Annotated in this window: 13 protein-coding genes and 3 pseudogenes; 14 read left to right on the top strand and 2 right to left on the bottom strand. The window is 68.8% G+C overall.

Features of this window, described 5'->3' with window-relative positions; all coding sequences use genetic code 11:
* The first annotated feature begins 222 nt into the window (after positions 1 to 222).
* The 9 genes and pseudogenes from ACWGID_RS36995 (at position 223) to ACWGID_RS36955 (ending at position 10,552) form a co-directional block, all read left to right on the top strand.
* Positions 223 to 990 carry an ABC transporter ATP-binding protein gene (locus ACWGID_RS36995; RefSeq protein WP_452204022.1) on the top strand — a complete coding sequence of 256 codons (768 nt, stop codon included), beginning with the start codon at positions 223 to 225 and terminating at the stop codon, positions 988 to 990.
* Positions 990 to 2,933 carry an FtsX-like permease family protein gene (locus ACWGID_RS36990; protein ID WP_452204021.1) on the top strand — a complete coding sequence of 648 codons (1,944 nt, stop codon included), beginning with the start codon at positions 990 to 992 and terminating at the stop codon, positions 2,931 to 2,933. Before ACWGID_RS36995 ends, ACWGID_RS36990 begins: the two co-directional genes overlap by 1 nt.
* A 58-nt stretch (positions 2,934 to 2,991) precedes the next feature.
* Positions 2,992 to 3,552, top strand: a pseudogene (locus tag ACWGID_RS36985) (DNA gyrase subunit A); the annotation flags it as partial.
* 87 nt (positions 3,553 to 3,639) lie between these two features.
* A pseudogene (locus ACWGID_RS36980) lies at positions 3,640 to 4,254 on the top strand (LAGLIDADG family homing endonuclease); the annotation flags it as partial.
* Positions 4,255 to 4,500: 246 nt separating this feature from the next.
* A pseudogene (locus ACWGID_RS36975) lies at positions 4,501 to 6,702 on the top strand (DNA gyrase subunit A); the annotation flags it as partial.
* Between the two features lie 14 nt (positions 6,703 to 6,716).
* Entirely contained in the window at positions 6,717 to 7,412 is a 696-nt protein-coding gene (locus ACWGID_RS36970) for an LppX_LprAFG lipoprotein (protein WP_452204023.1), read from the top strand.
* Positions 7,412 to 9,070 carry an MFS transporter gene (locus tag ACWGID_RS36965; protein WP_452204020.1) on the top strand — a complete coding sequence of 553 codons (1,659 nt, stop codon included), beginning with the start codon at positions 7,412 to 7,414 and terminating at the stop codon, positions 9,068 to 9,070. Before ACWGID_RS36970 ends, ACWGID_RS36965 begins: the two co-directional genes overlap by 1 nt.
* A gap of 46 nt (positions 9,071 to 9,116) precedes the next feature.
* Complete coding sequence (locus ACWGID_RS36960) at positions 9,117 to 10,058, top strand: sucrase ferredoxin (RefSeq protein ID WP_452204019.1); 942 nt, start codon at positions 9,117 to 9,119, stop codon at positions 10,056 to 10,058.
* Entirely contained in the window at positions 10,055 to 10,552 is a 498-nt protein-coding gene (locus ACWGID_RS36955; RefSeq protein WP_452204018.1) for a beta-class carbonic anhydrase, read from the top strand. The genes ACWGID_RS36960 and ACWGID_RS36955 overlap by 4 nt, the downstream gene beginning before the upstream one ends.
* Here ACWGID_RS36955 and ACWGID_RS36950 read toward each other — a convergent pair.
* Positions 10,536 to 11,450, bottom strand: coding sequence for a TetR/AcrR family transcriptional regulator C-terminal domain-containing protein (locus ACWGID_RS36950; protein ID WP_452204017.1), 915 nt, complete (start codon positions 11,448 to 11,450; stop codon positions 10,536 to 10,538). The two genes, ACWGID_RS36955 and ACWGID_RS36950, sit on opposite strands and share 17 nt — an antisense overlap.
* Before the next feature lie 82 nt (positions 11,451 to 11,532).
* Between ACWGID_RS36950 and ACWGID_RS36945 the strand changes: the two genes are divergently transcribed.
* From ACWGID_RS36945 to ACWGID_RS36935, 3 genes are all read left to right on the top strand, one after another.
* Positions 11,533 to 12,090 (top strand): GNAT family N-acetyltransferase, encoded by a 558-nt coding sequence (locus ACWGID_RS36945; RefSeq protein ID WP_452204016.1) that lies wholly within the window; start codon positions 11,533 to 11,535, stop codon positions 12,088 to 12,090.
* Positions 12,087 to 12,929, top strand: a complete 843-nt coding sequence (locus ACWGID_RS36940; RefSeq protein WP_452204015.1) for an alpha/beta fold hydrolase — start codon at positions 12,087 to 12,089, stop codon at positions 12,927 to 12,929. Before ACWGID_RS36945 ends, ACWGID_RS36940 begins: the two co-directional genes overlap by 4 nt.
* Before the next feature lie 112 nt (positions 12,930 to 13,041).
* Positions 13,042 to 16,122, top strand: coding sequence for an alpha-N-acetylglucosaminidase TIM-barrel domain-containing protein (locus ACWGID_RS36935; RefSeq protein ID WP_452204014.1), 3,081 nt, complete (start codon positions 13,042 to 13,044; stop codon positions 16,120 to 16,122).
* Between the two features lie 23 nt (positions 16,123 to 16,145).
* On the opposite strand, the gene ACWGID_RS36930 is transcribed toward ACWGID_RS36935, so the two are convergent.
* Positions 16,146 to 17,327: a hypothetical protein gene (locus ACWGID_RS36930; protein ID WP_452204013.1), complete on the bottom strand. Its 1,182-nt coding sequence runs from the start codon at positions 17,325 to 17,327 to the stop codon at positions 16,146 to 16,148.
* A gap of 125 nt (positions 17,328 to 17,452) precedes the next feature.
* Here ACWGID_RS36930 and ACWGID_RS36925 point away from each other — a divergent pair, with 125 nt between their 5' ends.
* A complete protein-coding gene (locus ACWGID_RS36925; RefSeq protein ID WP_452204012.1) occupies positions 17,453 to 18,601 on the top strand; it encodes a tyrosine-type recombinase/integrase in 1,149 nt (382 codons plus the stop codon).
* Positions 18,602 to 18,786: 185 nt separating this feature from the next.
* Entirely contained in the window at positions 18,787 to 20,076 is a 1,290-nt protein-coding gene (locus ACWGID_RS36920; protein ID WP_452204011.1) for a hypothetical protein, read from the top strand.
* Positions 20,077 to 20,091: the final 15 nt, after the last annotated feature.

Raw genomic sequence — 20,091 nt, 5'->3', positions numbered from 1 at the left:
GGAGCGCAGGGAGCGAAGCGACTGGAGCGACGAGGGAAGGCCGGGAGTCACAGCCCCATGACCGCGCCGGCGCCGAAGGCGCGGCCATTAATACGGTCATGGGTCTCTCCACAATCCTCAACCCTAGGTCGAGGATTGCCTCTCGAGCGGTAGCGTGCGCGCTACTTCAGCTCTCTCCCGTGAGCCAGGGATCGGGAGCGTGCTTCGCGATTCGCTGGTTCCATGACCGCTACCGCGCCTTCGTACCCGCCCGTCGCGCCGCTCGAGGCGCCGGCGCTGCTGCTCGACGGGATCACCAAGACCTACCGTTCCAAGGCCGGATCGGTGGACGCGCTGCGCGGCGTCACGTACGGCTTCGCGCGCGCCTCGTTCACCGCGGTGATGGGCCCGTCCGGCTCCGGCAAGTCGACGCTGCTGCAGTGCGCCGCCGGACTCGACCACCCGTCCCAGGGCACCGTCGTACTCAACGGGGTCCCGCTCGGTGGGCTGAACGAGGTGGAGCTCACCAAGCTGCGCCGGGGCGAGATGGGGTTCGTCTTCCAGGCGTACAACCTGTTGCCGTCGCTGACCGTCTACGACAACGTGGCCCTGCCGCTGCGGCTGACCGGTCGCCGCCCGAGCCGGAACGACGTACTGCGGGTGCTCGACCAGGTGGGACTCGACGGGAAGGCGAAGCGGCGGCCCGCGGAGTTGTCCGGTGGGCAGCAGCAGCGGGTCGCGATCGCGCGGGCGCTGATCACCCAGCCGTCCGTGTTCTTCGCCGACGAGCCGACCGGTGCACTGGACAGCGGGACCAGCCGGCAGATCCTCGGGTTGTTGCGGGAGGCAACCGACCGCGCCGGCCAGACCGTCGTGATGGTCACCCACGACCCGGTGGCGGCGGCTTACGCCGAGCGCGTGCTGTTCCTGTCCGACGGCCTGCTCGCCGGCCACCTCGACCGGGCCACGCCGGCGCAGATCGCCGCCGCGATGAGCGACCTGGAGCGCTGATGTTCTTCCTCAGCCGGCAGACGATCAGGAGCCACCGATCGCTGTACGCCGGATCGTTCGTCGCACTGTTCGTCGGGGTGTTCCTGCTCGGACTGGCGGCCAATGCGACCGCGTCGACCATCGCGTACCGCGGTCCGGCGCTCGCGAGCATCGTGGTGACCACGCTCGGCGGCGACGGTGACGGCCCACGCAAGGTCCGGGTTCCCCTGACGGACGCGGACGCGTCGGGTCTGCAGGTGGTGCTGAGTCTGGTCGGCACGATCTGCGGGTTCATCACGATCTTCGTGATCGCCAGCACCTTCGCGTTCGCCGTCGCGTCCCGGCGGCGGGACATCGGATTGCTCCGGCTGATCGGCGCGACCCCACGCCAGATTCGCCGGATGATCCTCGGCGAGGCGGTCGTCGTCGCACTCGCCGCCGCACTGTCCGGTGCGTTGCTGGCCCAATTGGCCACGCCGCTGCTGCTGCGCAAGGCGTCGTACACCGACCTCGCGCCGGTGAAGCTGGAGCCGGCCGCGCCGTGGATCCCGTTGTCGATCGCGGTCGCGGTCGGCCTGGTCGTCGCGCTGCTCGGGGCGCGATCGGCCGCTCGCCGAGCCGGACGGGTCGGGCCCGTCGACGCGCTCCGGGAGGCGGCGCTCGAGCCGCCACGGATCGGTCCGGTGCGGATCGTGTTCGGGCTGCTGTTCCTGGCCGGGTCGATCGTGATGCTGGCGCTGATCCGGCCGTCGAGCGGCGACGGCGTCGTACCGCTGGCGATGTTCACGCCGATGCTGATGGTGGTCGCGCTGACCTTGCTCGCGCCGCTGATCGTTCCGTTGCTCGGCCGGCTGTGGGCCGTCCCGCTGGTCGCGTGGACGCGAGTGTCCGGGCGACTCGCGCGCAGCAACGTGGTCGCGGCACCACGCCGGAGTGCGTCGCTGGCCGCGCCGATCCTCGCCATCTCGGCAATCGCGGGCTCGATGGTGCTGAGTCTCAGCTTCGCCGCCGACAGCGCGGCCGCGACCATCCGGGACGCCGTCCGGGCGCCCGTCGTGGTCACCGATTCCGCTGCGCTGTCGGATCCCGCCATCGCGGCCGTCGACGCCGGCGTGCCGGTGAAGCTGGTACGGGTCGACCGCGACGACGCCGAGCTTGAGGACGCCGAAGGAATCGATCCCGCGATCGCCTCCCGGACCCGGGACCTCAGCGCTCTGTCCGGCGATCTCACGAAGCTCTCCGGGAACGGGGTCGCGGTGAGCAAGGAGCTGGCCAGTCTCGAGGGGTACAAGGTCGGCGCCGAGATCCCGGTGACGTTCACCGACCGGGTCCAGGCCAAGCTCCGGGTGGTCGCGATCGTCAAGGATGCCTTCGGGGTGAACCCGTCGCTGCTCCTCCCCCTCGACCTCGCCCGGCAGCACGCGCCGCAGGCGCAGCCCGAGCGACAGTTCGTCCTCCCCGCCGAGGGCGTCAGCGCGGACCAACTCGTACGTCGCCTGCCGCACGCGCAGCTCGCCTCGGACTGGGAGGCCGACCAGGCGGACGGCGTGCGGAAGGGGAACCAGTTCGGACTGATCCTGTTGCTCGGGCCCGCTGCGCTCTACAGCGCCATCGCGATCGCCAACACGCTGCTGATGGGCAGTCTGCAGCGTCGGCACGAATTCGTCACCTCGCGGCTACTCGGGGCGACACCGGCGCAGATCCGGCGGATGGTGCTCTGGGAGTCGTCGCTGGTCGGGGCGGTCGCGCTGAGTCTCGGGACCGCGATCACGGTCACGGTCGGGATCCTGATCCGGCACGCGATGACCGCGGGCGTGGCCGACGTACCGCTGACCGTTCCGTGGGGCGTGCTGCTGGGGATCTGCGGACTTTGTCTGACGCTGGCGGTAGGGTCCGCTCTGGCCCCGACGACGTACATCCTGCGGGTCGTGACCGGGCAAAACGCTCTGGACCAGGGACAATAGGGGCGGCGCCGGACCGTCGAGGCGTCGTACCGCTTGATCGAGGAGTTCGTAGAACCGCATGGCACGCCGCACCAGTACTGCCGAACCCGAGGACTTCGAGGAGCACATCCTCGACGTCGACGTCTCCGACGAGATGCGCACCAGCTACCTGGAGTACGCGTACTCGGTGATCTACTCCCGGGCGCTCCCGGACGCGCGGGACGGACTGAAGCCGGTGCAGCGGCGGATCCTGTTCTCGATGGCGGAGAACAACATCCGCCCCGACCGCGGCCACGTGAAGTCGGCCCGCGTCGTCGGTGAGGTCATGGGTAAGTACCACCCGCACGGCGACGGCGCGATCTACGACGCCCTGGTCCGGACCGCGCAGCCGTGGTCGATGCGGGTCCCGCTGATCGACGGCCACGGGAACTTCGGCTCGCTCGACGACGGCCCGGCCGCGATGCGGTACTGCCTGACCGGTGACACCCGGGTTCGACTGGCGGACGGCAGCTCCCCCAGGATCGCCGACCTGATGAACCTGCCGGACAACTCCGAGGCCTTCGTGGACCTCGAGGTGCTCGACAAGGATGGCAAGCCGGTCCGCGCCACCAAGCTGTTCAATTCCGGCGTACATCCGGTGAAGAAGCTGGTGACGAAGAGCGGCCATGCGCTGCGCGGAAGTCACAATCACCCGGTGCTGTGCCTGGTGCCGGTCCTGGGCGTGCCCATGTTCCAGTGGCTGCGGCTGGACGAGGTGAAGCCCGGCACGGTGGTCTGTCTCGCGCGCAACGCGTGGACGACGGACGTCCCGATGGCTCACGAGATGATGCTCGGGACGCTGTTCGGCGCCTGGGTGTCGGAAGGTTTCGCCTCAGCCGAACGGGCCGGGTTCAACAACACCGACCACGAGTACTTCGAGTACGTTCTCGCCGCGTACGACGCCATCGTCGGCGGCCCGCGGTACGTGTACTCGCGGAAAACCCGCAGCTCGGGGCGCACCATCCACGAGCTCGACATCCAGAACCTGACGGCGTTCCGGGAGAGCCCGCTCGCGAAACTGATCGGATTCAAGGCCGCTGAGAAGCACGTTCCAGAAGCAGTCTGGAACGGCACGGTCGGCCTCAAGCGCGCGTTCCTGATGGCACTCTACGAAGGTGACGGTGGAGTGCGCCGAGCAGGCGATGCCTCGGTCACGATCCAGTACTCGACGTACAGCCAGACCTTGGCGGGCGAACTACAGGAGCTCCTGCTCGAGTTCGGCGTGCACAGCAACTTGACTCACTACTCGCGCGGCGAGTACCGGTTGGTGATCTCCGGCCGACACAACATTCACGCGTTCAGCGAGCGGGTCGGTTTCCTCGCCGCCAAGCGGCACAAGCTCCAGGAGCTGCTGCACAGGGCGCCGCGGTACACGCATCGGCTGACCCAGGATCATGCTCCGTACGTCGCGGACTTCGTGCGCGAGTCCCTCGGTGCCGGGCGGGGCACTGGCAAGAGCTGGCTGCTCAACCACAACTTCGACCGCTTCGAGCGCTGGCAGACCGACCGCAGCCTGCTGGTCAGCAAGTTCAAGGACCCTGAGATCCTCCGCGTGGTCGCGCCGATCATGGACTCCGGGTACCGCTTCGTCGAGGTCGCCGAGGTCGAGGACTGCGAGCCCGAGGCCGTGTACTCGATCCGTGTGGACAGCGACGACCACTCGTTCCTCGCCGGTGGGTTCGTCAACCACAACACCGAGTGCCGGATGGCGCCGTCCGCGATGGCGATGACCAACGGCCTGGACGAGAACGTCGTCGACTTCCGGCCGAACTACGACGGCCAGGAGGAGGAGCCGGGCGTGCTGCCGGCCGCCTTCCCGAACCTGCTGGTCAACGGCGCCGCCGGGATCGCGGTCGGGATGGCGACCAACATGGCGCCGCACAACCTGGTCGAGGTCATCCAGGCGCTCCGGCACCTGATCAAGACGCCGACCGCCGACCTCGACGACCTGATGCGGTTCGTCCCCGGTCCGGACCTGCCGACCGGCGGCAAGGTCGTCGGGCTCGACGGCATCAAGGACGCCTACGCGACCGGCCGCGGCAGCTTCAAGATGCGCGCCACCGCCCGGATCGAGAACGTCACCCCGCGGCGCAAGGGCATCGTGGTCACCGAGCTGCCGTACTCCGTCGGTCCGGAGAAGGTGATCGAGAAGATCAAGACCCTGGTGCAGAGCAAGAAGCTGCAGGGCATCGCGGACGTCAAGGACCTCACCGACCGCACCCACGGCACCCAGCTGGTGATCGAGGTCAAGAACGGCTTCGTCCCCGAGGCACTGCTCGAGCAGCTGTACAAGCTGACCCCGCTCGAGGACGCGTTCCACGTCAACAACGTCTGCCTGGTCGAGGGCCAGCCCCGCACGCTCGGGCTGAAGCCGCTCCTCGAGGTCTACCTGGAGCACCGGTACGACGTCACGCGCCGGCGCAGCGAGTTCCGCCGGAAGAAGGCGCAGGACCGGCTGCACATCGTCGAGGGTCTGCTGATCGCGATCCTGGACATCGACGAGGTCATCCAGGTCATCCGGAGCAGTGACGACGCCGCCGCGGCCCGGTCCCGGCTGATCGAGATCTACGACCTGTCCGAGATCCAGGCGAACTACATCCTGGACATGCCGCTGCGGCGGCTGACGAAGTTCTCGAAGCTCGAACTGGAGACCGAGAAGGGTGAGCTGGAGCGCGAGATCGAGGCGCTGACCGCGATCATCGAGGACCCGAAGCTGCTCCGGAAGACGGTCTCCGACGAGCTCGCCGAGGTCGCGAAGACGTACGGGACACCGCGCCGGACGGTGCTGCTGGAGTCGTCCGGTGCCACCAAGACGGCCGCCGTACCGCTCGAGGTCAGCGACGACCCGTGCTGGATCCTGATGAGCTCGACCGGGCTGCTCGCGCGCACCAACGGGGTCGAGCCGTTCGGCGCCACCGAGTCGCGCGCCAAGCACGACGCGATCGTGTCCGCGGTGAAGAGCACTGCCCGCGGGCAGTACGGACTCGTGACGAGTGCCGGCCGGCTGATCCGGCTCGAGTCGCTCGATCTGCCCGCCGTACCGACGACGGCGAGCGCGCCGAACCTTCAGGGTGGCGCGCCGGTCGCGGAGTTCGTGTCGCTGGAGCCGGGTGAGAAGGCGCTGGCGCTGACGACGATGGACCCGGAGTCCGTCGGTATGGCGCTGGGGACGACGGCCGGCGTGGTGAAGCGCGTCGTACCGGATCACCTGAGCAACCGGGACTCGTGGGAGATCATCGGCCTGAAGGACGGTGACGAGGTCATTGGTGCGGTCGAGCTGACGACGGGCGAGGAAGAGCTGTGCTTCATCACCTCTGACGCGCAACTGCTGCACTTCCCCGCGTCCGCCGTACGGCCGCAGGGCCGGACCGCGGGCGGTATGGCCGGTGTCCGGCTCGCGGCCAAGGCGAAGGTGGTGTTCTTCGGTGCCGTCGACGGCAACCGCGAGTCGCAGGTCGTGACGATCGCGGGCTCCACGACGGCGCTGCCGGGGACCGAGGTCGGCGCGGTGAAGGTGACGCCGTTCAGCGAGTACCCGGGCAAGGGCCGCGCGACCGGTGGCGTGCGCTGCCAGCGGTTGCTGAAGGGTGAGGACGGGCTGCTGCTCGGCTTCATCGGTACGGCGCCGGTCAAGGCCAGTGCGAGCAGCGGTGCCCCGGTGGACCTGCCACCGGTCGACCCGCGGCGGGACGGGTCCGGCGTACCGGTCGCGCAGCCGATCGCTGCGTGCGCTTCTGATCTGGCAGGCTGACAGTTGTGAAGAGGATGCTCGCGCTCTGCGCGGTCGTGGTGCTGGCGGTGGCGGGCTGCAGCGACAAGAAGGACTCCGGCGGCGGAAGCCAGTCCGGCGGGGACCCGGTCGCGCTGCTGACCGACGCCAAGAAGACGATCGACAGCGCGGAGAGCGTGCACATCGTGCTGACCGGGCGCGACCTGCCCGACAGTGGGCAGACGCTCGCCAGCGGTGACGGCGTCGCGACGCACGCGCCGGCCTTCAAGGGCAAGCTGACGGTGAAGTCCGGCGGGTCGCCGATCGACGCCGAGGTGGTGGCGGTCGGCAGCAAGGTGTACGCGAAGCTGTCGTTCACGCCGAGCTTCATCGAGCTCCCGCCGTCCCAGCTGGCCAGCCTCGGCGCCCCCGACCCGGCGGTGCTGCTCGATCCGACGAAGGGGCTGACGTCGGTGCTGCCGACGATCAAGGACCCGCAGATCAAGGGCGAGACGCGACAGGGCGCGAAGGTCCTCACCGAGGTCACCGGCTCCATCCCGGGCAAGAGCCTGCAGGGCATCTTCCCGAAGGCGCCGGCCGACCAGGACTTCCCGAGCTCCTTCAAGATCGACAAGGACTCCAAGCAGCTGGTGTCGGCCACCATCACCGGGCCGTTCTACGCCGGCGCCACCAGCACCTACGACATCACCCTGGACAAGTACGGCGAGAAGGTCGAGATCACCAAGCCGTGATGCGGTCACGGACTCAGCTGACACTGGCGTCGGTTGCGGTGGCGTTCGCTGCGGCGGACACCTATGTCGTGGTGCTGGCGCTGCCGAACATGATGTCCGGCGTTGGGCTGTCGGCGGACGAGCTGCAGCGGGCGGCGCCGATCATCTCCGGGTTCCTGCTCGGGTATATCGCGGTACTGCCGTTGATCGGCCGGATCGCGGATGTCGTCGGGCGTACGCCGGTGCTCGTCGGGGCGCTGCTGCTGTTCGCGGTCGGCTCGCTGATCACGGCCGGCGCCTACGACCTGTCTCTCGTGGTAACCGGTCGGTTTCTCCAGGGTGTTGGCGGTGGTGGGCTCGTGCCCGCGACGCTGGCGCTGGTCGCCGATCTCTGGCCGGCTGACCGACGCGGCCTGCCCCTGGGGATCGTCGGCGCGGTACAGGAACTCGGCTCGGTCCTCGGCCCGCTCCTGGGCGCGGCAGTGCTCGCGGTCGCCGACTGGCGGTACATCTTCTGGCTCAACCTGGTCGTCGCCGTCGTCCTGGCGCTGCTTCTCCGCGGACGCCGATGGCCATCGCTCTCCGGGACCGTCGGCGTCCTCGCCTGTGTCGCTCTCGGTCTCACCCTGACCGCGCCCGAACGGCTGGCGTCCGGCGTGACACTCGGCCTGCCGTTCGTGCCCTTCACCGGTACGTCGCGACTGCTCACACCGATTGGTCTCGCCACGCTGGTTCTCGCGATCGCTTGGCTCGCGCTCGTTCTGTGGCTCAGCCGCGGCCGCCTGGCCGACGTACTGTCGCGGGTCGACCTCATCGGCGCGTTCCTGCTGGCGCTCGCGTTGGCCGGCGTCGTGCTCGCCTTCGCGACCGCGGATCCCGAACGCGAGCTGATGTCGCCCGCCGGCCCGTGGCTGCTGGTCGCGGCCGCGGTCTTCGCCGTCGCTTTCGCTCTGTGGCAGCGTCGTACGGCGTCCGCGATCGTGCCTCGTGGACTCCTCGGCGGACGACCGGCCTGGGGCTCACTGGTGGTGAGTTTCCTGATCGGCTGCGCCTTGATCGCGGCGCTGGTCGACGTACCGGTGTTCGCTCGGACCACCCAGGGCGGCGGCCAGCTCGAAGCGGCGCTGGTCCTGGTGCGCTTCCTGATCGCGCTGCCGGTCGGTGCGGTCGCGGGCGGGTGGCTCACGCGACGCTACGGACTCGGGCTGATCGCGGGCGGCGGTCTCGCGCTGTCCGGTGCGATGTTCGTCGTGATGGCGTTCTGGAGCCGTACGGCGCTCGATCACTGGACCGCGACCGTCGTACTGCTCGTCTGCGGCTTCGGGTTCGGCCTCGCGCTGTCACCGATCAACACGGCGATCCTCGGTGCCACACCCACTGACAGCCACGGCCTGGTCAGCGCGCTCGTGGTCGTCGCCCGCATGGTCGGCATGCTCGTCGGCGTCTCCGCGCTGACCGCGATCGGCCTTCGGCGGTACTACGCCCTTGCCGACGGCATCAAATCTCCCAACGAGCTCTGCCCGTCCTCCCCCGGTAACTGCCGCCCGTTCCTCGACGCGCTCCGCGACGCCGCCGTTTCACAAGTTCACGCGATCTTCGCCGGCGCCGCCGTCAGCGCGTTCCTGGCCGCGGTCCTGGCCGTCGCACTCCTCGGCCGACGTGGCGTAGTGCACACATGATGATCATCATGAGGGACAGCCGTCTCGGCTCGCGTACCGTGAGGGTGTGACCCCTGCACCCGACCCGTCCGGCCGGCCCGGCCTGTGCTCGACGTACTGCCGGGTACTGCGCGAGCCGCTGGCCGGGACCGCGGTCGTGGCGACCGCCTGGGTCGTCGTGGAGCAGCCCGGTCCGTGGGGTGCGAAGGCGCCGACGCAGAGTCATCTGGACCCGAAGTTCGGTGGGTCGTTCGATGACGAGTGCAAGAAGGTCGACGTACGGTTCGGTCTGATCCGCTCCCCCGGTCGGCACGCGGATGCGGTCGAGCGGTCGCACCAGGTGTTCGTCGCGTCCACCGCACCAGGCCGGACCTGGCTACTCGGCGGCCGCGTCGGCGATCCGGCCGAGCTCGCCGAGCTCGATCTGGCCGCCGTCGCTCGTGGTGATCGCGACGCGGTGGTCGCGTCGCTGCCCGCGCTGCTGCCGGTCGACGAGCCCATCGTGCTCGTCTGTACCAACGGAAAGCGTGACGAGTGCTGCGCAGTGCTGGGGCGGCCGCTGGTGGCTGGGCTCGCCGAGCGCGCGCCGGGCCGGGTGTGGGAGGCGAACCATCTCGGTGGGCACCGCTTCGCACCCACCGCGACGTACCTGCCGGCCGGCACCATGCACGGCCATCTGACTGTCGAAACCGCGGTGGAGGCACTCGCCGCGGCCGATCAAGGGGAGACGATCCTGACCGGGCTGCGTGGTCGGTCCACCTGGACCAAGCGCGGTCAGGCCGCGGAAGTCGCCGTACGCGAGCTCATCGGCGAGCTCGCGCTGGACGCGTTGCGGGTGGTGGCCGAAGGGCCTGAGACCGTGACCGTCGAGCACGTCGACGGCCGTTCGTGGATCGTCCCGGTCAGCAGTGTGACCGCTGATCCTCCCCGTCCGGATTCATGTGGAAAGGAGCCGTTCGCGATGTCGATCCTGCAAGCCGGTACTCCCCTGTCAGGTGCCCTCCGATGAGCGGCGGGTTCGACGACATCCTGGCCGCCAACGCGGAGTACGCCGCCGACTTCCACTACGGCGGCTTCGACGGGATCGCGCACGCCGGCATCGGCGTGGTGACCTGTATGGACTCCCGGATCCCGCCGCTGGAGATGCTCGGACTCAAGCCGGGTGACGCCAAGGTGCTGCGCTCGGCGGGCGGCCGGGTCACCGAGGTCACGATGACCGGGCTGGTGCTCGGCGTCCAGTTGCTCGGCGTCAAGCGGATCATGATCATCCCGCACACCCGCTGCGCGATGGCCTCGATGTCCGAGGACGAGCTGCGCGCGAAGGTCGAGCTGGCCGCCGGGAAGCCGGCCGGTTACCTGCCGATCTCGGTGATCCCCGACCAGCACGAGGCCCTGCGCCACGACGTCAAGGCGGTCCGCGAGCACCCGCTCATCGGCGACGACATCGTGATCGGCGGCTTCATGTACGACGTCGACACCGGCAAGATCACCCAGATCGACTGACGAGCACCTCGAACCCGTCGAGGTGCCGGGCCAGGCTGTACTCGAACAGCTCGCCCAGATCGGAGACAGCGTCCTCCGGTACGGCGGCCAGCAGTGGGAACTGTCCGCTCGCGAGCAGTTCCTCGGCCCGGTGCTGCTTGTCCAGCCACCACAGGTCGAGGCTGACACCGGTCTCCTGCTCAGCCTCGACCTCATCAGCCATCGCACGGGCTGCCGTGATCACCAACCCGTGCAGTGTCAGCGCTTCCCGGATGGTCACCTCGGGCGGCAGACCGAGGCCGTCGATCACGCGCATCGTCCACTCGGTCTGCGCCGTCAGGTTCGGCACCAGCAACGGCCTGGTGAACGACACGGCCGCCGGTAGCCACAGGTGCCGGCGGCACAGCTGCCACTGCCTCCGGGCGATCAGCTCGAGCTTGGCGCGCCACCCCTCAGGCCCCGGGTCGGGAAGCTCGTACTCCCCGAACACCGCGTTGACCATCTCGGTGACCAGCTCGTCCTTGTTCTGGACATGCCGGTAGAGCGACATCGGCCCGACGCCGAGCTCCACCGCGACGCGGCGCATGGAGACGGCCTCGATCCCCTCGCCGTCGGCGACCGAGACAGCGGTTCGCAGCACCTGCGCCGTACTCAGCACTGGTCGCCGTTGGGCGTCACGCTCGGCCGTCCGCGGTCGCACACGGCGACGCGGCATCGACACCACGGTCCCTGAACCGACCTTCGTCTCCACCAGGCCGGCATCGCGGAGAGCGGCGACGACCTTGGTGGCGGTCGCGATGGCGATCCGCCGGCTGCGAGCGATCTCGCGCACCGACGGGACCCGGTCTCCGGGCCGCAGCTCGCCGCTGAGGATCATCCCCCGCAGCTCGCTCACCACCCGCTCGTACGGCGCCTCCATGCCTCTGAGTGTACTAGTTCACTGACGACACTTTTGCGCTCACCGGCAGGCGTTTCGGAGTGAGTGGAAATACGGTGTACGCATGATTCGCCGCGCTACTCCGGACGACCACGACACCGTCATCGCCATCCTCACCGCCGCGTTCGCCGACGACCCGCTGGCCAGATGGCTCTTCGCCGACGGGAGTTCAGCGGCCGAGCTCTACTACCGCCCGCTCCTCACCCACCCAGCCGCCGAAGTCGACATCGCGACGTCCAACTCCGGAGCCTCGATCTGGCTCAACCTCGCCGCCGGCCAGCCGCCGTACGGCGGCCCGACCAACTCGACACGTCCTCTCGACGTGCTCGGCGAGGCACTGGCTCGGCGACATCCACACGGGCAGCCGTACCTCTATCTGCCGTGCATGGGAGTCGTGCCCGAGCATCGCGGTACCGGAGTCGGCTCGGCGATGTTGCGGCAGCGGTTGGAGTACGCCGACGTACGCGGACTCGGCGCCTATCTCGAAGCCAGCTCACCCCGGAGCCGCGCGCTCTACCAACGCCATGGGTTTCGCGATCGGGATGAACCGGTGCGCGTCGACGGCAGCCCGACCCTTTGGCCCATGTGGCGATCCACCACTCAGACAGGAGATCACCGATGACCTTTGTTTTCGTCCACGGGACGCACTCGTCCGCCAGTTCGTGGAATGACCTGACTGCCGAGCTCACGCTCCGCGGCCACCGTTGCGTTGCCGTCGACCTGCCCGGCCATGGCACCGGCGGCTTCTTCCCGCACGCTTACCAGGCGCCCCAGGACCTCCGCGCCCTCGCCACCGAGCGGTCACCACTCGCGACGCTGACCCTCGACGACTACGTCGACCACACCATCGACGTCGTACGCCGGGCCTACGAACACGGCCCCGTGATACTTGTCGGCGCCAGCCAGGGTGGTGTGACGGTGAGCCGCGTCGGCAACGCGGTACCGGAGCTGCTGAAACGCGTTGTGTACGTCTCGGCGTTCTGCTGCGTCGACCTGCCGAGCATGGCGGAGTACTTCGCGACGCCCGAGAACCGCGACAGTCTGGTCGAGAACGTCACCAAGGCCGTCGCCGGGGATCCGGCCGTGCTCGGCGTCGCGCGGGTGAACTGGCGAACCGCCGACCGCGAGCTGATCGCCGGAATCAAGGAGTGCCTCGCGGCCGACTTCACCGACGAGCAGATGCACAACCTCCTCAACCACTTCCAGCCCGACGAACCCGCCGCGATCCCGCTGTCGGACGCGCGCGGCCACGCCGACACCTGGGGCCGCATCCCGCGGTCCTACATCCGCTTCACCCGCGATCGCCTCATCCCGCCGGCGCTCCAGGACCGCTTCATCGCCGAGGCCGACCGCCTCACGCCCGGCAACCCGACCGACGTCCACGACGTCGCCGCACCGCACGTCGGCCCAATGGCCCGTCCGGAGCTCGTGGACATCTTCACCGGACTCGCCCACCACTGAGCGCCCATATTCGTTGGTCGTTCCATCATTCGATCTCACTCTTTACGTAGGCACATTTCGTTAATATTCTCCGGTGGACACCGCGTCATCCCCCTGGCCGTGAGGTGAGGTCATGCGTCGATCCGCCCGAGCATCCTTCGTCCTTCTCTTCAGTACGCTCGTCAGCCTGCTGGTGGTGCCGGCCTCGGAGGCGGCCGCGCCACCGGGGGCGGAGCAGCGTGATTGCCGGGCCTCGGCGCGGTCCACCCAAGCCCAGCAGGCGCTGCTCGCCCGCGTCGCCGGCACCGTGGCCTCGCACCAGGTGTGTTTCGAGATCAACCCCAGTGCCGACGGTGCCGAACGGTTCACCATCGCCGGCCGGACGGGTCATGTCACGATCAGCGCGACCACTGCGTCGGCGGCGAACCAAGGTGCCGGCTGGTACCTCAAGTACGTCGTCCACGCGGCCGCGAACCTCGGCAACCCGCATCCCGTCGTACCCACACCGCTGCCGGCGCCGTCGCAGCCGATCACCCAGACCGCCAACACGGCGAACCGGTATCTCGGCAACGACACGCACGACGGCTACACCGATCCGTACATGGGCTGGGACCAGTGGCAGTCGATGCTGGACATCTACGCCCTGCACGGCATCAACCAGGTCTACGTTCTGCCGGGGACCGATGCGGTGTATCAGAAGGTGCTTCAGGACTTCGGCTACACCGCGGAGCAGACCCGCGCCTGGATCCCGATGCCGACCACCCAGCCGTGGTGGGCGATGCAGAACGTGTCCAACTACGGCGCCCCGATCTCGCAGGACCTGCTCGATCAGCGGGCGTCCCTGGGACGCCAGATCGCCGATCGCGCACGGGAACTGGGCATGGTCCCCGTACTGCCCGGGTTCATCGGCACCGTGCCCACCGACTTCGCCGCCCACGCTCCGGCAGGTACGAAGGTCATCGCGCAAGGAACCTGGTCGGGCCAGCCCAGGCCCGCGTGGCTGGCGCCGACGGACCCCTTCTTCGCCCAGGTCGCCGCGTCGTACTATCGGCATGCCGACGACCTTCTCGGCAAGTCCTCGATCTACCGGATGAACCCGCTGCAGGAGGGCGGCTCGTCGGGCGGCATCGCGCAGCAGGACATCACCGCGAGCATCATGTCCGCCTTGCAGGACAACGAAGCGGGCGCTACCTGGATGCAGCTGGGATGGCAAGGTAACCCGACCACCGCGCAGTTGGCCGGCATCAGCGACAAGAGCAAGTTCGTCGTGAGTGACGGCCTGTCCGACGCCTCGGCCACGTGGGGCCGAGAAGCCGCCTGGCCGAACACGAAGTACCTGTTCGGCTCCATCTACGCGTACGGCGGACACACCGTGATGGGCGCGACCGGACAGCTCTGGATCGACCGGTACTACGGCCAGTTGAATGCCGCGGGCAACAACATGACCGGGATCGCCGTGATGCCTGAAGGCTTCGAGGACCCGGCGGCGTTCGAGTTGCTGAGCGAACTGCCGTGGCACGCAGCTGCATTCAGCTTGTCGGAGTGGATGCAGGACTTCGCGTACGGACGGTACGGGACGACTGCGGCCGCCAAGGCGTGGGAGATCATCGGAGCGACGGCGTACACGCTGCCGCGTCCGTCATCGGGTACGCACGCGGAACCCGCGGAGACCCTGTTCGTGGCGCAGCCGAATCTGACGGCGATGAATGCGGACCCGGCCTCGCCGAAGCAGCAGCCGTACGACACCGCACGCTTCGCCACCGCGTTGCCGCAGCTGCTCCTCGCCGCGCCAGAGGTCGTGCAGAAGGACGCGTACGACTTCGACCTCGCCGACGTCGCGACGAACATCACCGGTAACAAGACGCGGACGCTGCTGCCGAAGATCAATACGGCGTACCTCGCCAAGGACACGGCAGCGTTCAAGGACCTGACAGCTCAGTGGCTGGATCTGATGGACCTCACCGACGACGTCATGGCGACGGTGCCGTGGTTCATGATGGGCAGCTACGTCGCGAGCGCAAACTCGGCTGCGGGCTCGGACGCGACAGTTCGATCCCAGCTCGCCACGTCACTCCTCTACCTGTGGACCAGCTGGGTGGATCCTGCCGACGGGTACAAGGCGGGCTCACTGAACAACTACGCCAACCACACGTACAGCGGACTCCTCAGCGGCTACTACAAGCCGAACTGGCAGGCGTACTTCGACACGCTGACCAAGGCGCTGCAGGACGGGACGGCGCCGGCGCCTATCGACTGGATCGCGCGCGCCAGCAGCTTCGTCGCGTCCGCGCCGAGGTTCGCGTCCGCTCCGGCGGGTAACACGGTCACCGCCGCCACGGCGATCGCGGATGCGTTGTCGTTGTCGCCGCTCACCGTCACGAATCCCGGTCCCAATGGATGGTTGCCCGCGTCTCCGTCAGTCATCGAGGGGCTCGGCGTACCTGGCGGCACGGTCTCCGTCACCGAGAAGGACGCGAGCGTGTGCTCGGCCGCCGTACAGCCGGATCACACGTGGTCGTGTTCGCCGGCCACGCTGCCCAACGGGCTGCATGACGTTGTGGTGAAGGAGTCCGTCGGCGGGCGGCAGTACAGCACGACCGCCCGATTCGTGATCGGCCTGACGCTCGTCGACCACTGGACGATGGACGACACCACCAACGGGAACGTTGCGGATACGGCCGCCGGTGGCTACAACGGCACGGTGCTGGGCGACGCGACCGTCGTACCGGGCAAGGTCGGGGGCGCCCTGCGCTTCACCGGCGGGACCGGCACCGTCACCACCGCGGCTCCGGATCTTCCCATGCCCTGGTCGGTCGGGGCGTGGGTCAACATCACCGGCGGCTCGAGCAGTATGGCGCTGCTCAACAGCGACACGTCGATCGTCAAGATCAACTCCAGCTCGGGCAAGGTGGGCGTGACTCGCCGCAACGTCGCCGATTACACGGTCAACTACGTCGTACCCAAGGCGACGTGGACGTATCTGACCTACGTCGACGACGGAAGCCGAATCACCGTGTACGCGAACGGATCAGTCGTGGGCACCATGAACGCCTCGATGCCTCTCGGCCGCGCGACGCTCGGCAGCTTCCCGCCGAAGGACTCGACGACGGGCGCGATAGACGAGGTGGCGATCTTCTCCGGAGCCCTCACCGCGAGCCAGGTCCAGAACCTCTACGCCTCAGCAATCACGGGAGGAACTAGCCCGGGCAGCTGACAGGTCCGGGGCAACCGAGGGGGTCAGTCCGGGGATCCGTTTCCGTCGGACTGGCCTCCGCGCCGCCCGGGTTGCGTGGGCGGCTCCGTGGTTGCGGCGGCGTGCTCGGCGAGTTGGCGGCGGAGGTCGTCGACCAGTTGTTCGGCCGCGCGCTGGGCGGTCGTTACCGCGTCGACCCGCTGGTCGGCGGACTGCTTGACGTCGGCGAGCTGGGCCTTGTGGTCGGCACGGAGTTGTTCGCGGTCGGCGCGGTGTTCGGTGCGGAGGTTGTCGAGCTCGGCACGGTGTTCGGCGCGCAGGGTGTCGAGCTCGGCACGGTGCTGGTCGCGGTCCTGGCGCAGTTCGGCGCGCAGTTGCTCGGCGGCCTCTTGCGCGCTGCGCCGGTCGGCCTCGGCGGCGGCGTGCGCGACGTGTGCGGCCTCGGTTTCGGTCTCGGCCTGCTGGATCTGCCGGTCGGCGTTGGTCTGGATCTCGCGGACCTGCTGCTCGGCTTCCTGACGCGCACGGTTGGTCTGCTCGGCCGCGTCCTCCTTGGCCAGGGCCGCGTCCCGCTCTGCGTCTTCGGCCTTCTCCTGCGCGGCCAGAAGTTCCGCACGGGCCGTCGCGAGATCGTCGACGGCCTGCTGGGCGGCGGCCTCGGCCTCGTCCCGGGCGTCCTCGGCTTCGGCTGCGGCCTGCTCCGCCTCGGTCGCGGCGTGTTCGGCCTGGCGCCGGCGTTGCTGTTCTTCGGCGAGCTGCTTTTCGGCGTCGGCGAGTTGTGCCCGGGACGCGGCCTGGACCTGTTCTACCTCGGCGGCCACTGCTTGCGCGTCGCCGTACGTGCCGAGTGCGACCGCGACCTGCTTGAGCTGCCCGTCGAGGCCTTCCATCAGCCGCGGAAGGTCGCTCTTGATCAGCTGCTCCAGCGTGACCCGTGCGGCGGTGACCGGCCCCGCCGTACTTGAAGCTTCCGGTGCCGCGCTGCCTCTCAGCCGCTGGGTGCCGCTGGTTGTCCGCTTCGCGGCCGCGTTCTTCGCGGTCCAGGCGTTCGCCTTGTTGTGTACGACGGGCCTCCCGTCGGCGCCCGCCTCCTCGAGACCGCAGTACTTCGCTGGGCGGCCCGGCGTACCGGGGTCGACCTGCTTCGGGTTCGGGCAGGTCACGCCTGGGAACTCGCACATCCCTGGCCGGGTCGGCGATACCAGGTCAGTCTCGGTCGTCGTCATTCCCGCATCTTAGCGGATTTTTGTCTATACAGTTTTTCGTTGCGTCTATTTAGTTTCGTCATTCTTGACTCAACGCAACCATACTTAAGTAGCGCATAATCCCCGTTATGCGCTACCTTGTTCAGGTGACGAATCCTGCCGTCGAGCCGATGAGCGACGAACCGGCGCCGCTGGTTTTCCAACCGGTCACGACTGCCGTCGTGTTGCCCCGGCCGGACGCGGCCGTAGAAGCTGCTGTCCGCCGGACACTGGGACAGCGACGACCGCCCGGTGCCGACCTCGAGGACGGGGACGCGGCCCCCGTCGATCGGCTCGATCTGCTCGCCGCCGCACTCACCCCGGAGCTCACAGCGCTGGTTGTGCTGTGGCTCGGTGGCACGCGGCGGGGCAGCCGCGACACCCGGATCGCGTACGCCGATGACCTGCTGCTCTGGGCCGACTGGGCCCGCAATGACCTCGGCCGGGAGCGCTTCGGACTCGATCTGCACCGCGCCGAAGTCACCATGTGGCTGACTCGCCAGCAAGACGCCGGCGCCGCCGACACCTCGATCTCCCGGCGGCTCTCAACCCTGTCCAGCCTCTACCGGTACGCCGCCAGCTGGGGACTCCCGGCCGTCTCCCCCATCTCCGTCGACGACCACCGCCCCAAGATCGAGCGCGGCCGCCGCGCGACCTCCGCTCGCGTCCTGGACGCTGACCAGATCGCGGCCATGCTCGCCGTCGCGCACGACGTACGGGACGCTCTGGTCGTCGGGCTGCTGTTCACTGACGCGCTCCGGGTTTCCGGCATCTGCGCGGCCAACGACGACGACCGCCAGGACCAAGGACGCCGGACCTGGCTCGAGGTCACCGTGAAAGGCGGCAGCACGAAGCTCGTCCCGCTGCACACGATGGTCGCTGAACTCCTCGACCTCTACCTCGCAGTCCGCCCAGCCTGGAACGGACCCGGACCGGCGCCACTCATCGCCGACGCCACCGGAAAGCGGCTCGACCGCCACGACGTCACCCGCATGCTGCGCCGCCTCGCCCGCGCCGCCGGCATCCCCCGCCCGGAGAAAGTCACCCCGCACTCTCTGCGCGCCTCGGCCGTCACCGACCAGAAACGCCGCGGCCTGGCCGCCGAAGACATCCAGGAACTGACCATCCACGCCGACGTCCGCACCGTGATGATCTACATCGACGACGACGGCCGCAACGAACGCGTCGCCGCCATCACCGACGACCTAGGCCGCGTCATGACCGCCGTCCCTCGCCACCTCCGCCGCACCATCTGAGCGGGAACAGGGGGTGGGAACAGGAACCGGTGGCCGTGGACAGGTAATACCTAGTGCTCAGTCCCCAGAACCTGGCCCAGCCCACCAGACACGCTCCGCGAGGCGACGCAGGTCAGGGCGCGGAGTGGGCGGAGATCTGATAGACACCCGGTATGAGACTCCGCCCCAGCTCATTTCATCGTTCGTTGCTTGCCGGTGCGCTGGCGTTGACCGCGGTGCTGTCCGGTGCTCCGATCGCACACGCGACGCCGAACATCGCGCCGGCCTTCCGCGGTGGACCGGTCACCGGATGCCTGGACCAGGCGATCATCGGCACCGTCGAGGAGCAGCGCCTGGACCGCGGTGTCGCGGGCGGCCCGTCAGTACCGGCCGAAATCCTGCGTCGCTCCGGTTTCGACCGGCAGGTCGAGCTGTTCAGGCAACTCCTCTGCCGCGTCCCCAACCGCCAAGCCGCAGCAGCGCTCGTCCGCACCCAAGGCGAAGCCCTCTGGCGTACGGCGACCCACCGCGCGCAGCACCCGCCGCAAGGCGCCGACGCGCTCCCCTCCACCGACGACCGCGGCCTCTACTGGGCCCGCATCTCCATGTCCTTGGCACTCCGCCAATGGCAACCAGCCTTCGCCCTCGGTACGACGGAACGCGCGAGCCTGCTGCGGTCCCTCGAGTACAGCTCTCGCGGTATCACCAGCACCCACTTCACGCCGGGCGTCCGGAAGGTCCTGGTGACCGGGTTCGATCCGTTCACGCTGGACGCCGACATCCGCATCGGCAACCCGTCCGGTGCCAACGCCCTGACCCTCGACGGCCGGCGCTGGACCGCCAACGGCACGACGTACGAGATTCAGACCGTGGTGTTCCCGGTCCGGTACACAGACTTCGACGAGAACATGGTCGAGAACGCGCTCGCCCCGCACTACCGCCAGGGCCCGCAGCACGCGGATCTCGTGATGACCGCGAGCCAGGGACGGGCGGGCATCTTCGACCTCGAGGTATTCAACGGCCGGCGTCGCTCGGTCAGTTCGATCGGCGACAACAACAACCTGTGGGGCGGCGGCACGATCAGCGCTCCGATCGTCTCCCCCAGCATGCCGACCGGACCCGAGTGGCTGACCTCCAGCCTCCCGCTGGCCCGGATGTCGCAGGCCGAGGTGGCGCCTTTCCGAACGCGCGTGAACACCTCTGTGCTGGAGATCCCGGCCGGACAGACGCTCCCGGTCCGGCAAGCAGACGGCCCGACGCCCGGATCGATCGCCTCGGAAGGCACCGGCGGCGGCTACCTCTCCAATGAAGTTGCCTACCGCAACACTCTCCAGCGCGATCTCCTGGACCCGTCGATGCCGGCCGGCCACCTGCACGTACCGGTGCTGTCGTTCGACCTGACCAACAAGACCGCGATCACCGACCCGACGTACGAAGCGAATCGGGAGGCGATCGTCGCGGGCGCCCACGCGATCCTCCGGAACGCGCTCACCTGATCAGAATTCTGACGA

The sequence above is a fragment of the Kribbella sp. NPDC054772 genome (assembly GCF_053611945.1).
This window is presented reverse-complemented; position numbering and strand designations above follow the sequence as displayed.

Bases quoted from the DNA above. Each gene is read 5' to 3' on its own strand.
- ACWGID_RS36955 (WP_452204018.1), top strand. From the start codon at position 10,055: ATGAGCGGCGGGTTCGACGACATCCTGGCCGCCAACGCGGAGTACGCC.
- ACWGID_RS36940 (WP_452204015.1), top strand. From the start codon at position 12,087: ATGACCTTTGTTTTCGTCCACGGGACGCACTCGTCCGCCAGTTCGTGG.
- ACWGID_RS36990 (WP_452204021.1), top strand. From the start codon at position 990: ATGTTCTTCCTCAGCCGGCAGACGATCAGGAGCCACCGATCGCTGTAC.
- ACWGID_RS36950 (WP_452204017.1), bottom strand. From the start codon at position 11,450: ATGGAGGCGCCGTACGAGCGGGTGGTGAGCGAGCTGCGGGGGATGATC.
- ACWGID_RS36945 (WP_452204016.1), top strand. From the start codon at position 11,533: ATGATTCGCCGCGCTACTCCGGACGACCACGACACCGTCATCGCCATC.
- ACWGID_RS36995 (WP_452204022.1), top strand. From the start codon at position 223: ATGACCGCTACCGCGCCTTCGTACCCGCCCGTCGCGCCGCTCGAGGCG.
- ACWGID_RS36935 (WP_452204014.1), top strand. From the start codon at position 13,042: ATGCGTCGATCCGCCCGAGCATCCTTCGTCCTTCTCTTCAGTACGCTC.
- ACWGID_RS36970 (WP_452204023.1), top strand. From the start codon at position 6,717: ATGCTCGCGCTCTGCGCGGTCGTGGTGCTGGCGGTGGCGGGCTGCAGC.
- ACWGID_RS36930 (WP_452204013.1), bottom strand. From the start codon at position 17,327: ATGACGACGACCGAGACTGACCTGGTATCGCCGACCCGGCCAGGGATG.
- ACWGID_RS36965 (WP_452204020.1), top strand. From the start codon at position 7,412: ATGCGGTCACGGACTCAGCTGACACTGGCGTCGGTTGCGGTGGCGTTC.